The 12,816-nt window shown below is 64.7% G+C and carries 10 protein-coding genes and 2 pseudogenes; 7 read left to right on the forward strand and 5 right to left on the reverse strand.

What is annotated here, in order from left to right:
• Nucleotides 1–147: 147 nt before the first annotated feature.
• Both AU252_RS15770 and AU252_RS15775 read right to left on the reverse strand, forming a co-directional pair.
• Nucleotides 148–639: a hypothetical protein gene (locus tag AU252_RS15770; protein ID WP_058931542.1), complete on the reverse strand. Its 492-nt coding sequence runs from the start codon at nucleotides 637–639 to the stop codon at nucleotides 148–150.
• 194 nt (nucleotides 640–833) lie between these two features.
• Nucleotides 834–1,418 (reverse strand): carboxymuconolactone decarboxylase family protein, encoded by a 585-nt coding sequence (locus AU252_RS15775; protein WP_058931543.1) that lies wholly within the window; start codon nucleotides 1,416–1,418, stop codon nucleotides 834–836.
• Nucleotides 1,419–1,594: 176 nt separating this feature from the next.
• Between AU252_RS15775 and AU252_RS15780 the strand changes: the two genes are divergently transcribed.
• On the forward strand, nucleotides 1,595–3,067 hold the full coding sequence (locus tag AU252_RS15780) for an APC family permease (RefSeq protein WP_058931544.1): 1,473 nt from the start codon (nucleotides 1,595–1,597) through the stop codon (nucleotides 3,065–3,067).
• A gap of 3 nt (nucleotides 3,068–3,070) precedes the next feature.
• On the opposite strand, the gene AU252_RS15785 is transcribed toward AU252_RS15780, so the two are convergent.
• The 3 genes and pseudogenes from AU252_RS15785 to AU252_RS24625 all read right to left on the reverse strand — a co-directional run.
• Nucleotides 3,071–4,522, reverse strand: coding sequence for a TrkH family potassium uptake protein (locus AU252_RS15785; protein WP_083510441.1), 1,452 nt, complete (start codon nucleotides 4,520–4,522; stop codon nucleotides 3,071–3,073).
• 11 nt (nucleotides 4,523–4,533) lie between these two features.
• The gene (locus tag AU252_RS15790) at nucleotides 4,534–6,516 is read right to left on the reverse strand and encodes an APC family permease (protein WP_058931545.1); all 1,983 of its coding nucleotides are present in this window, start codon (nucleotides 6,514–6,516) and stop codon (nucleotides 4,534–4,536) included.
• Between the two features lie 97 nt (nucleotides 6,517–6,613).
• A pseudogene (locus AU252_RS24625) lies at nucleotides 6,614–6,917 on the reverse strand (hypothetical protein); the annotation flags it as partial.
• A 5-nt stretch (nucleotides 6,918–6,922) separates the two neighbouring features.
• Here AU252_RS24625 and AU252_RS23920 point away from each other — a divergent pair.
• From AU252_RS23920 to AU252_RS15825, 6 genes and pseudogenes are all read left to right on the forward strand, one after another.
• The gene (locus AU252_RS23920; RefSeq protein ID WP_157769004.1) at nucleotides 6,923–7,378 is read left to right on the forward strand and encodes a hypothetical protein; all 456 of its coding nucleotides are present in this window, start codon (nucleotides 6,923–6,925) and stop codon (nucleotides 7,376–7,378) included.
• A gap of 333 nt (nucleotides 7,379–7,711) precedes the next feature.
• Nucleotides 7,712–7,993 (forward strand): STAS domain-containing protein, encoded by a 282-nt coding sequence (locus AU252_RS15805; RefSeq protein ID WP_058931548.1) that lies wholly within the window; start codon nucleotides 7,712–7,714, stop codon nucleotides 7,991–7,993.
• A 622-nt stretch (nucleotides 7,994–8,615) separates the two neighbouring features.
• Nucleotides 8,616–9,857 (forward strand): glycosyl hydrolase, encoded by a 1,242-nt coding sequence (locus AU252_RS15810; protein ID WP_346425556.1) that lies wholly within the window; start codon nucleotides 8,616–8,618, stop codon nucleotides 9,855–9,857.
• A 103-nt stretch (nucleotides 9,858–9,960) separates the two neighbouring features.
• Nucleotides 9,961–11,913, forward strand: coding sequence for a glycosyltransferase (locus AU252_RS15815; RefSeq protein WP_058931549.1), 1,953 nt, complete (start codon nucleotides 9,961–9,963; stop codon nucleotides 11,911–11,913).
• A complete protein-coding gene (locus AU252_RS15820) occupies nucleotides 11,910–12,332 on the forward strand; it encodes an ATP-binding protein (protein ID WP_058931550.1) in 423 nt (140 codons plus the stop codon). The genes AU252_RS15815 and AU252_RS15820 overlap by 4 nt, the downstream gene beginning before the upstream one ends.
• A 40-nt stretch (nucleotides 12,333–12,372) precedes the next feature.
• Nucleotides 12,373–12,797 (forward strand): annotated as a pseudogene (locus AU252_RS15825) (response regulator); the annotation flags it as partial.
• Nucleotides 12,798–12,816: the final 19 nt, after the last annotated feature.

Consider the following 12,816-nt stretch of genomic DNA (forward strand, 5'->3'; position numbering starts at 1 on the left):
CCTAGGCCCGGGGGGACCTTGGCGGGAGCTGGTGTTGCAGAACATGTGGACCTTCCGGGGTGTGCCTCAAATACGGGCGAACTGGTCAGGTCACCATCGGGCTATGTGACTGACCGTGTGGACCAGGACCGTCAGGCCTGACTCTCTTCAGCTGGCTGCGACGTGCAGGGGCACTGCAGCGTTCTTGCAACCGTTCTGGTCCACTCCGACCCGGTTGTTCATCTGAAGCGTGACGGTGCCGGTAACGCTGTCCCCGGCAGCGATCTCGGTGGCAGCGAACGGTGCCCCGTCAACCAAGGGGGATCCGACGGTGAAGTCGGCGGCGGAGCAGCCTGCAACAGCCGTCCAGGCGCCGCCGGTCACATTGGCGACGCTGACTGCAACGTTGGCAAGCCGCTGGCCGCCGTCGCTGTCGTTGGTGACGGTAAAGGTGACGGTCTGGGCTGCGCTGCCCGGCGAGAGTGCTGTGCCTGCAACCGAGCTGATGACTGTGAAGTTCTCCGCAGCGGCAGCGGCGGTCGTCGTGGTGTTGCTGGTCCCCGCAGCCGACCAGTAAGCGAAGGCTGCGCCGCCGCCGATGGCCAGCATTGCAGCAGTGGTGACGATGATGCGCTTCTTATGTCCGATTATTTTGCTCATGTGAGACCCCTAGAATTTGTGCGGTATTCCGCCGACCTTGCGAGCCCCCAGGCTCTGATATGGATACCTTCCCGGACCAGACGCAACTTACACCCGGGTAATTCCTCAAGATTTTGTCAAGGTCTGCGGTGTTTCCGCAGGTCAGGGCATAATGCCATCTATTTGATGGATTAATGGCATGACATTAATGCGAGCTACATGGGGCGGCGAGAGGCCAGCGGCGCCAGGAGAGCGTCCTGAAGTTCCGGGCTGAGGGTTGGCGGAACATCGACGTCTACGGCCAAGGCAAGGAGCGTGCGGCTCAGGAAGTTCCGTGCAGTCGCCACAAGGGTGATGTCCATGATTTCGCGGTCCGTGAAGCCGTGGTTGCGCAATTCCAGGGTGTCGGCGTCGGTCATGACTGTCGCGTCGAGGCTGAGTTTTTCGGCGTACTCCATCATGGCTACTTCGGCCGGGGTCAGCCCCGCACAGCGGAAATCCCTGGCGACGGCGCTGAGTTCGTCTTCCGTAAACGCCCGCAGCGACTTGGCCCCGTGGGCCAGGCGGCAATGCGTGGATCCAATAGCCTGCGCCGCCGCAAGTGTGATGAGCTCATAGCGGCGCAGGTCCATCGAAGCCGTGATGAAGTGCAGCATGGATTCGAAGGCGTGGAAGGCTTCGGGGTTGATCGCCATGGCCTTCGTCTGAGTGGTGACGTAACCCACTGAGCGAGTGTCGTCGTCGTAAAATTCCGCCGTCAGTCCCGCTGCTTCCGATTCCGGTGTGGTCTTCAGGATCATGGTTCCCCCGGTCGTCGTCGCAACGGTGATCCGCCCATTGTGGCCCTGCGCAAAAGGCGCCGCAAGGGGAAAATCCGGCCGGCCGAGCGCCCAACCTGACCTGTTGCCAAAGTGGCGCGAAAGGATCACCCTGAATTAGGCCGCGTTGATATTTAGAGTGTGTGGAGGTCAGAGCCATGAGCACCACTTCAGATGACCTGTTTCCGGCAAAACCGGAGGCAGAGACGCACGAGCTCAAGCGGGTCCTTGGCCCCAAGCTCCTCCTGCTGTTCATCGTTGGCGACATCCTCGGCGCCGGCGTGTACGCCGTCACCGGAACCATGGCCGGGACGGTGGGCGGCATCGTCTGGCTGCCGTTCCTGCTGGCGTTCGTCGTGGCGACGCTGACCGCGTTTTCCTACCTTGAGCTCGTCACGCAGTACCCGCAGGCGGCAGGGGCGGCGCTCTACACGCACAAGGCGTTCGGCATCCACTTCGTCACCTTCCTGGTGGCATTTGCCGTGGTCTGCTCCGGCGTCACCAGCGCCTCCACCTCCGCGAACGTCCTCGCCCAGAACTTCTTCGGCGGCCTGAGGATCAACGGCTGGATGGAGATGCCCGCCCAGGGCGTGATCACCGCCGTGGCCATGGGCTTCATGGTCTTGCTGGCCGCGATCAACCTGCGCGGGGTGGGGGAGAGCGTGAAGTTCAACGTGGTCCTCACACTGGTGGAGGTAATCGCGCTGTCCATCGTGATCGGCGTCGGCTTCTACGTGATGACGCAGGGCACCGGGAACGTCGGCGAAATCTTCGTCTTCAACGATTACCAGGACAAGGGCCTGTTCCTGGCTGTCACCGCCGCTACCTCCATCGCCTTCTTCGCCATGGTGGGCTTTGAGGATTCGGTGAACATGGTGGAGGAGACCAAGCACCCCGAGAAGATTTTCCCGCGGACCATGCTGACCGGCCTGGGCATCGCCGTGCTCCTCTACATGCTGGTGGCTGTCTCCGTGGTCAGCGTGCTGTCGCCCACCGAGCTGGAGAACATCCGCGAGGCTGAAGGCGCCGCGCTGCTGGAGGTAGTGCACAAGGGCTCGCCGGACTTCCCCATCGACAGGGTCTTCCCGTTCCTCGCGGTGTTCGCCGTTGCCAACACCGCGCTGATCAACATGCTGATGGCGAGCCGGCTGATCTACGGCATGGCTCGTCAGAACGTCCTGCCGCCCGCCCTGGGGAAGGTCCTGCCAGGCCGCCGCACCCCGTGGGCCGGCATCCTGTTCTCCACCGTCCTCGCGCTGGGACTGATCTGGTACGTCACCAGCGACCCCAGGAGCAACATCGTGGCCAACCTCTCCGGCACCACGGCGTTCCTGCTGCTGTGCGTCTTCACCGTGGTGAACGTGGCCTGCCTGGTCCTCCGCCGCAAGCGGGACCCCAACCGCAAGGTGTTCTTCACCTCGCCCGGGCAGCTGCCGCTGCTCGCCGCCGTGCTCTGTGCCTTCCTCGCCGGGCCGTGGGTGGGCCGCAACGTCATCCAGTACCAGATCGCCGGGGGACTGATGGCGATCGGGGTGGTGCTCTGGTTTATCACCTGGCTGATCAACAGGCGGACGAACAGGAGTGAAGGCGAGCCGGTCGGGACTCAGAACATCGGCAAGGATGACGCTTAGGCGCTAGCCGATGATGGGGCGTTCCTCCGGCAGGCTGTAAAGGCGGGGCCGGGAGGACAACGCGAGAGCGGACGCGACCGTCACGGTGCCGATTCTGCCGAGGAACATCAGGGCCATGAGCACCCATTCCGCCGACGGCGGGAGGTTGTAGGTGATGCCGGTGCTCATCCCGACGGTGGCGAACGCGGAGATGGATTCGAACAGCACCTTCTCCAGGCTGTAGTCGGTCACCATCAGCAGCGCCAGCGTGCCGACCACCACCGCGGCCACCCCGAGCAGCGCCACGGACAGGGCCTGGCGCTGGGACGAGGAGCTGATGGAGCGGTGGGCAATGGTCACCTCGTCCCGGCCGCGGACCTCGTTCCAGATGGAGAAACCGAGTACCAGGAACGTTGTGATCTTGATGCCGCCTGCGGTGCCGGCGCTGCCGCCGCCGATGAACATCAGGATGTTGGTGACCATGAGGGTCTCCGGTGCTGCCGCGCCGTAGTCGATGCTGTTGAAGCCGGCAGTGCGGGGGAAGACGCCGCCGGCCAGGGAACCCAGCAGCTTCCCGGTCAGCGACAGCCCGCCGAGTGTCTCGTCCCGGTTCCATTCGAAGGCGGCGAAAAGCGTGATGCCAAGCACCAGGAGCACCAGCGTGCCGTAAATGGTCAGGCGGAGGTGGACGCTCCAGTTCCGGGCCTTGATGTTTCCCCGGAGCAGTTGGATGATCACCGGGAATCCGAGGCCGCCTGCGATGATCGACAGGCAGATGGGGACGATGATCCAGGGATCCTCCGCGAAGCCGATGAGGCTGTCGCTGTAGAGCGCGAACCCGGCGTTGTTGAACGACGAAATGGCGTGGAACACACCGTGCCACAGCGCCGTGCCGGGGTTCTGGTCGTAGGCCAGCCAGAAACGTCCGGTCAGCACCGCGGCGGTGGCAGCTTCAATGCCCACCATGAGCCGGGCCACGCGGAGCAGCACGGCGCTGACGTCGCCCAGGTTGAGTGTGTGCGTTTCGGACTGCGCCACGAGCTGGCCGCGGAGGCCGATGCTTTTGCGGACCAGCAGGGCCAGGAGCGTCGCCAGCGTCATGATGCCGAACCCGCCCACCTGGATCAGTCCCAGAACCACGGTCTGCCCGAAAGGGGTCCAGTACGTGGCCGTGTCCACGGTGATCAGCCCGGTAACGCAGACAGCCGACACGGACGTGAACAGGGCGGCCATCAGGGGGTCGGCCCCGGGGTCGCTGCCGGTCCGGGCAACCGGCAGCATCAGCAGGGCTGCTCCCAGGATGATGACGGCCAGGAACGCCAGGGGCACCGACCGGACGGGGTGCGAGAGCGCCCGCCGGATGGCGCTCTCCTTACGGGCCCTGGCCGTTTTGGCTGCCTTGCCTGCCTTGCCTGTCCATCGCCCCGGCCCCGGGCCCGGACCCTTCACCCCGGCGGTGTCGCCCCGTGCGGTCATCGGACTGCCCGTCAGCCCACGTGGATGCCGGGGCGGCGGACAGGATCGGGCTCGTTTTCCCTGATGATTTCGCGGACCACGGGGGCGGTGTCGCCCCGTCCCAGCAGCAGGTAGCGCATGAGGTGCGCCAAGGGGTTGCCTTCAGCCCACTCGAAGTACGCGTGCGGCCTCACACCGGTGGCGTCGCGGAGGGCCAGCAGGATGGCGGCGATGGCGTTGGGTGCGGCCGGGCTTTCGGCGCGGAGCACACGGTGTCCGTCCACTTCGATTCCGCGTACCTCAAGGACGTCGCTGAATCCCGAGGGGTCGGTGACGTCGATTTCAAGGAAGATCACATCGGCGGTTCCGGGCACGGGGTTGTTCTCCCGCTGCTCGGCTTCCTTCGCACGGTATTCTGCGGCGTCGCGGGCCTGCGGGCGGTTCGCGATCAGGTTTATCCGCCCGTCAAAGTCGAGCGTGTCGGTGATGAAGCGGCGGGCTTCGTCGTCGAATTTGATGTTGTGGACCCGGAGTTCGGTGGTGCGGCTGACCCGGGAGACGAGGGAAACCACGATGATGCCCAGGATAAAGAAGCCGGATATTGCAATGCCGTCCGGCTTGGCGATGACGTTGGCCCCCAGCGCATAGAGCAGGATCAGGGTCAGGATGGTGAAGCCGACGGCGGCGCGCCGCCTCTTGCTGCGGGCGGCGGAGATGCTGACCGCAACGGCGCCGGAAACCATCATGGCCAGGATGCCGGTGGCGTACGCGCCGGCCTGGGCGTTGACGTCGGCATTGAAGCCGATGGTGATCAGGATGCTGATGGCGGTGTACACCAGCACCACCGGGCGCACGGCCCGGGACCAGTCCGGGGCCATGCCGTAGGACGGAAGGTAGCGGGGAACGATGTTGATCAGTCCGGCCATGGCCGAGGCGCCGGCGAACCACAGGATCAGGATGCTGCTGACGTCGTAGACGGAGCCGAAGCCGTTGCCGAGCAGCTCGTGGGCCAGGTAGGCCAGGGCGCGGCCGTTGGCCTCGCCGCCTGCCTGGAAGGCCTCGGCGGGGATCAGCACCGTCGTCACGAAACTGCTGCCCAGGAGGTACACGCTCATGATCAGCGCGGCGGTGGTGAGGAGTTTCCGGGTGTTGCGGACGCGTGCGGCCAGGCGTTCCTCGGCGGTGGCGCCGTTGGCCGCGACCAGTGGCATCATGCTGACGCCGGTCTCGAAACCGGACAGGCCCAGGACCAGCAGCGGGAAGGCAAGCAGGGCGGGTCCGGCGATATCGCCGAAGCCGGTCCCGGCGGAGGTGAGCGCCGCGGTCCAGTCAGCCATGGCACCCGGCTGGGTGACGGCGTCGTACAGTCCCACCCCGATGATGACGGCATTCAGCACAAGGAAGATGGCGACGAGGGGAATGGCGACGGCCACCGCTTCGGAGAAGCCGAGCAGGAACACCCCACCCAGAATGAGCAGGAGGACCACGGTGATGACAACCGCCTGGCCTTCGAGGAAATGCGGCAGGTAGGGGTTCTCCAGCATGTGGACGGTGGCGTCGGCGGCGGAGAGGGTGATGGTGATGATCCAGGACGTGGCGACGAAGCCGAGCAGGATCAGCACGAAAATCTTGCCGCGCCAGAACGGCAGGAGCTTTTCCAGCATGGCCACCGATCCCTGTCCGTGCGGGCTTTCGTGCGCCACCCGTCGGTACATCGGCAGCATGCCCAGCAGGGTCAGGCCGACAATCAGCAGGGTGGCCAGCGGGGAGAGCGCCCCGGCGGCGAGGGCGGCGATGCCGGGCAGGTAGGAAAGGGTGGAAAAGTAGTCCACCCCGGTGAGGCACATGACCTTCCACCAGCTCTGCGTGGGGGCCTGGTTCTCAGCAGTTTCCGGGCCCACCGGCTGGTGCACCGTGTGTTCGAGCAGCCACCGGGTGAGCCGGTTTCCGGGTCCGCCGTCGCGTTCGGGGTTGGGAACGCTGGCGGGAATGGAAAAGCGGGTGGGTGCAGTCAACGGGTTACTTTCTGTACCCCGCGCAGGCGGGATTGGGGTGAATAACCAACGGAGCGTAGCACCGGGCCGAGGGCCCTCTGCGGGAAAACCCGGGATCTTAACGCATCCTTAACGCCTCCGGGGCGGCACCGCTAGTGCCGTGTCTCCTTATTGGCGTAGCCAGATGACGACCGCTTAGAGGACGACGCCGGGCACGGTAAGTCAGTGCGAGTTTGTCGTAGCGGGTGGTGATGCCGCGCCATTGTTTGAAGAGGCTGAAGGATCTTTCGACGGGTGTTGCGGCCTTAGTAGGTTTCGGAGTCGAAGTTCACGGGCCGCCCGCCGCGTGAACCGCGGCGTTGGCGGTGTCCGATCTGGTCGGAGGGTTCCGGGATGATGACTTTGATTCCCCGTCCGCGCAGTAGTGTTGCACGACGAACCCCCGAAACGCCGTCTCGGGCGTCTCCGCCTTTGCCTGCTGCAGAATCAACACGACCGGGACGTACACCCTGACGGCGAGCTCCGGCGGCCTTTCGTCCGCCGTCAGCACAAGCTTCAACAAAACGGGCGGGCGGCCGCCCAGCTCGCGTTCACCACCCAGCCGGTGGGCTCCACCGGCGGGATCCCCTTCGCAACCCAGCCTGTTGTGGCCGTGCAGGACGCCGACGGAAACACCGTCACCAGCAGCGCCGCCCCGATCACCCTGAGCATCACAACACCCGCAGGCGCGGCCCTCACCTGCACGGCGAATCCGCAAAACGCCGTCTCGGGCGTTGCCACCTTCACCGGCTGCAGAGTCGACAAGAAGGGCACGCACTACACCCTGACCGCAGGCTCCGGCTCCTTAAGAGCGGTCAGCTCGGAATTCAACATCAAACCATAAGTACCGGCGGCCCGGCACGGGTTGCCAGGTCCCGGGTCAACCGCTCACGTTTTCTCTGTGACGGTACGGCCGGTCACAGTAGCCGTTTCTCTGACACGCCGGCATGCGCTTCGCCGCACGGCCGCCCACGCGCAGGAACACCTCCCCCACTATGGGTCAAAGAACAGTGTTTCCCAAGGATTGCGCGGGTTTTTCGGGCCGTTCCACAGGCTTGGCCAAGGATTTTCTCGGGAATCTCAGATCGAGCCATTCCCTCTGTGAACATTGAATGAACACGCCGCTCCGGCTGCCCTGCAGGGCCTAGGTCCACCAAGATTGGAGAAGCTGAGGAAAATGCAGTTTGAGGTTGAACCAACGGGCGGCGACGGAGCCGTCATCCGCCTCTCCGGGCGGCTGAACATGATCGCGGCACCTCTCTTTCGGGAACTTGTGACACGCATCGTCGACCAGGAGGGCCGAACCCGCATCGTGGTGGACCTGGCCGGCACGGACTTCATGGACTCCACCGGCCTCGGCGCGCTGATCTCCGGGTTGAAGACCACCAGGCTGGCCGGGGGCGACTTGCGCATCGCCCAGGCCTGCGCCGGGGGTACCTGCGGGGGACACGACCGCTAAAGCGAACACCCTGGCCGCGTCCAACGCCCGCGATGGATATGCCACGGCGACGGCAACTGTGGCCGGAAGCGACCGTTAGCGTGACGACGGGGACCCTGAACGCGGATGGCACGGGCGGGGTGTCCATCACGGTTCCGGGCATGGCCGAGTACATTGCCAGGCTGAACGAAGAATGAGTTTCCTACCGCTCCACATGGCAGCAGGCGGCGGCGCTTCCTGAATCGTGCTGACCCGTCCGTTCTGCCCGGGGAGACACTTCCCTGCGACTCGGGCCGGCGGCACAGGGTTTGCTTAGGATTGTCCAAGCTTCGCTACCTCCGGCACAGGGTTTACTAAGGATTCCTTCCGGATCCCGGTGCGGCCACTGATGTTTGCGAACATTGTCTCGGGATCCCTTTCAAGCAGTTGATAAGGCTTTGGAAGGGAAGTGTCTGGGTTCGGCTTTAGTTAACGCGTGTCACCGCGCGTCCCCGATTAGGGTCACCGAGGCCGAGTTTCTTCGCCCCGCCACCGGGGCTTCATAGTTCACTGATGCTGGGGAGTGTACGTGCGTAAAAATCGATTGGTTCGGTTTCTGGTGGCCGGCTTGGTGCTGCCACTGGCTGTCGTCTTAGGAATCGCAGTGCCATCGGAGGCTGCAGGGCGGGCAGGGGTTGCCCTGAGCACCTCCGCAGGGCCGGCCGGAGCGTCCGTCACGGTGACCGGCACCGGCTTTGCGCGTCAGTCTTCCGGAACGCTGACAGCCGGTTCATCCACCATCCCGTTCACCACCGGGGCCAACGGTTCCTTCGCAGCGGACGTGACCATACCGGCTTCAACCGCAGCGACTGTTGTGGTGACGGCCAAGTCGGGAAAGACCTCGGCGTCCGCGCCCTACTCCGTCACGTATAGCCCGGCCTCCACATCGGCCGGCCGTGACAGCGCGGCCATGGCCAGTTCTGCCCCAATCACGATGGCGGCCCCGGCGCAGATGTCCACAACAACCGTCAACCTTCCGATCAGCTCTGACCCGCTGAGGTTCGGAGTCTCGACGCCCGGCGGTCCGCTGGCCACCAGCGAGCTCGACGCCGTCGCAACCTTGGTCAACGAAAACCCGTCCATCGTCATGTCCTACAAGGACTTCAGCCAGGCTGCGCCGATCGCGGACCTGAACGCCGTCGACGCCCGGGGCGCCACCAGCCTCATCACCTGGGAGCCCTGGCTCTGGAGCGGAAACGGCGCCAACCAGCCCGCCTACGCCCTGGACCGCATCACTGCCGGAGACTTCGACACCTACATCACCCAGTGGGGTACCGCCCTGGCAGCATGGGACAAGCCCGTCATGCTGCGGTTCGCCCACGAAATGAACGGCAACTGGTACCCCTGGGCTGAATCCGCCAACGGCAACCAGGCCGGGGACTACGTCGCGGCATGGCGCCACGTCCACGACGTCGTGGCGGCGACCGGAGCCACCAACGTGCAGTGGCTCTGGAGCCCGAACGTCCCGTACTGGGGCTCCACCCCGCTCTCCGGACTCTACCCCGGCGCCGGCTACGTCGACGTTGTTGGCCTGGACGGCTACAACTGGGGAACCGCCGCATCGTGGAGTTCCTGGACATCGCCGTCGGCCCTCTTCGGCGACGGCCTGACAGCGCTCCGCAGCCTCGCGCCCGGCAAGCCGATCATTATCTCCGAGACAGGCTCCGCCGAGGCTGGAGGGTCCAAGGCGGACTGGAACACGGCCCTCGTCTCCTACCTCGCAGCCCAGTCCGACGTCACCGCCTTCGTCTGGTTCCACCACAACAAGGAAGTCGACTGGCGGATCAACAGCTCCACCTCCTCGGCGAACGCCCTCGCCACGGCTCTGGCCGCCCGGAATTCCTGACCCCAGCGATCGAGACATAACCGACGTCACCTCGCACCCGCTGCTGTAACGCCGCAGCGGGTGCGAGGTGGCGAACCGGAACTGAGGCTGGAAAGGCCGCTCCTTGAACCATCAATTCGTTGTCCGGGTCCTTACGTCGCTGACCCTGATCCTGGGCGTGAATTACATAGTGTGGCGGTGGCTGTTTTCGGTGAACTGGTCCGCGGCCTGGATCAGCGTGCCGCTGGTCATGGTCGAAACCTACAGCCTGATCGATGCCTTTCTCTTCGGACTGACCATGTGGAAGCTGCGTGTCCGCGAGGTCCCGCCGTCCCCGCCGGAGGGCCTGACGGTGGACGTCTTCATCACCACCTACAACGAGCCCATCGATCTGGTCATGACCACCGCCGTCGCGGCCAGCCGCATCAGCTATTCGCACAAGACCTGGATCCTCGACGACGGCGCGCGGCCCGCCATGAAACGGGCGGCCCAGGAGGCCGGCATCGGCTACATCACACGCTCACCCGACTGGGAAAACCACCGCCGGCACGCGAAGGCCGGAAACCTCAACAACGCCCTGGCCGCTACGCAGGGCGAATTCCTCCTCATCCTGGATGCTGACCAGATTCCGGAACCTGGAATCGTGGACAGTATGCTGGGCCACTTCACCAATGAAAAAGTCGCACTGGTGCAGACCCCGCAGTGGTTCCACAATGTCACCGACGACGACATCCTGGGAAGCCAGGCACCCTTGTTCTATGGCCCCATCCAGCAAGGCAAGGACGGCTGGAACGCCGCGTTCTTCTGCGGCTCCAACGCCATGATCCGGCGCGAGGCACTCATGCAGATCGGGATCACCGGCTACGTCGAAGGCGTGCGGAACAGCGTCCAGCAGACGCTGAAGGCCGCCGACAAGGTCATCACCAGGGCACGCACCGACCACGGCAGCGCCGGCCGGCAGGTGGACCGGGCATTGAGGAACATCAGCTCGGCGGTCCGCACCGCACGCCAAGAACTCGAGCACAACAGGCCCGTCGCGGCCGTCACCTATAACTTCCAGCGAACCGTTGACGTGGCCGCACGCAGCATCGTTAGTGCGGATATCGCCGCCATCCAGGCGGACCTGGACGAAATCGCCCGCCTCTCCGGAGATGGCAGGACCGTCGGCTTCATCGACGACGCCGCCATCGACCGCCTGGCCCGCCGCGACTGGTCACCCATCGGCGCCATCAGATCAGTACGCAAAATGGTCCAGGCCCTGGACGTGGACCGCTCCGACGAGGCCCTCCCTGTCATGCCCATGGCCACGAACTCAGTCACCGAGGACATGGCCACCTGCATGCGGCTCCACGCCCAGGGCTGGGAGAGCGTCTACCACCACGAGATCCTGGCCAAAGGACTGGCCCCCGAGGACCTCCGGACCATGCTGACCCAGCGGCTGCGCTGGGCGCAGGGAACCATGCAGGTGTTCCTCCGCGAAAATCCCCTCCTCCAGAGCGGACTCGCCTGGGGCCAGCGCCTGATGTACTTCTCCACGATGTGGAGCTACCTCTCAGGTTTCGCCGCGGTGGTCTACATCGCCGCGCCCATCATCTTCCTCTGCTTTGGAACCATGCCGGTGGATGCATTCAGCATCGACTTCTTCGCCAGGCTCATCCCGTTCCTGGTGGTGAACCAGTTGCTGTTCTTCGTCGCCGCCCGCGGCAGGAAAACCTGGCGCGGGCAGCAATACAGCGTGGCGCTCTTCCCCATCTGGATCAAAGCCTGCACGACCGCGGCAGGGAACGTCCTGTTCGGCCGTGACCTCGGATTCGCGGTAACCCCCAAAACCCGCCAGGGCGACGGCCCGCCCTGGTCCCTGATCCGCCCGCAGCTCGTGGCCATAACAGCCCTGGTCGTCGCAGCCATCACCGGACTCATCCGGATGTTCACGGGCGTGGGCGCACCCGCGGGAACGCTGGTCAACGTCGCCTGGGTCGTCTTCGATCTGCTGATCCTCAGCGTGATCATCCGAGCCTCCCTCTACAAGGGATACACCCCCACGGAAGAAGTTGAGAAAGATGGAACCACACGATGAGAGATGAACGCCTCCAAGTCCATGAACTCCACGCCTGCGCGGACCCCGAATGCCTGGGCAAGGTCCACGACCTGCTGGCCGAAATGTGGGGCGAATCGCCGGAAGTTTCCGAGCTGGACCGGGCCATGTTCGAAACCGCCGTCATCGAAATCGCAGCCAACATCGTCCGGCACGGCTCCGACGAAGGCCGCACCCTCTGCAACCTCGTCCTCGAGGTCTATCCAAACCGCCTCGACGCCCACTTCAGGGACGACGGCCGCATCGCCCACGTGAACATCGACGCAGCCGCGATGCCGGACTCTTTTGCAGAAAGCGGCCGCGGCCTCGCCATGGCAAAGGCCGCCGTCGACGTCCTCACCTACGAAAGGCACAACGAAGCCAACTATTGGACACTCAGCCGGACGCGAACTGTCTGCTAACGAAACGGGCCCGGTCCACCGGAAATTGATGCCTTCTCGTGCCGTCCGGGCCGTGCATGCAGACCTTGTCACGCTGGACTTGAATCTGCCGGATATCGACGGTGTGGAAGCCTGCGGGAACTCCGGGAATTCTCCGACGCCTTCATCATCATGGTGACGGTCAGAACCGACGAACCCGATCGGCTCACCGGACTGGACATCGGCGCAGACGACTACATCAGCAAGCCGTTCAGTCCACGGGAACTCCAGTCCCGGATCAACGCCCTGTTCCGCCGGGCCGGGACCGCCACAACGGACTACGGCGCCCGCGATGAACTGGCTCGCGCCAGCGAAGTCCAGAGAAGCCTCCTGCCCCGCGCCCCTGTTCTGCGGGCCGACTTCGAGGCAGCGGGACGGTTCCAGCCCTCCGGAAGCGTCGGCGGAGATTTCTACGACTGGTACTCCACGCCCGAAGGACTGCACGTGTACACCGAACCTATTGAAC

Source organism: Pseudarthrobacter sulfonivorans, assembly GCF_001484605.1.
GTDB lineage: Bacteria > Actinomycetota > Actinomycetes > Actinomycetales > Micrococcaceae > Arthrobacter > Arthrobacter sulfonivorans_A.

Excerpts from the sequence above, each read along its gene's own strand:
- AU252_RS15770 (WP_058931542.1), bottom strand. The coding sequence starts at position 639 with ATGAGCAAAATAATCGGACATAAGAAGCGCATCATCGTCACCACTGCT.
- AU252_RS15775 (WP_058931543.1), bottom strand. The coding sequence starts at position 1,418 with ATGATCCTGAAGACCACACCGGAATCGGAAGCAGCGGGACTGACGGCG.
- AU252_RS15780 (WP_058931544.1), top strand. The coding sequence starts at position 1,595 with ATGAGCACCACTTCAGATGACCTGTTTCCGGCAAAACCGGAGGCAGAG.
- AU252_RS15785 (WP_083510441.1), bottom strand. The coding sequence starts at position 4,522 with ATGACCGCACGGGGCGACACCGCCGGGGTGAAGGGTCCGGGCCCGGGG.
- AU252_RS15805 (WP_058931548.1), top strand. The coding sequence starts at position 7,712 with ATGCAGTTTGAGGTTGAACCAACGGGCGGCGACGGAGCCGTCATCCGC.
- AU252_RS15820 (WP_058931550.1), top strand. The coding sequence starts at position 11,910 with ATGAGAGATGAACGCCTCCAAGTCCATGAACTCCACGCCTGCGCGGAC.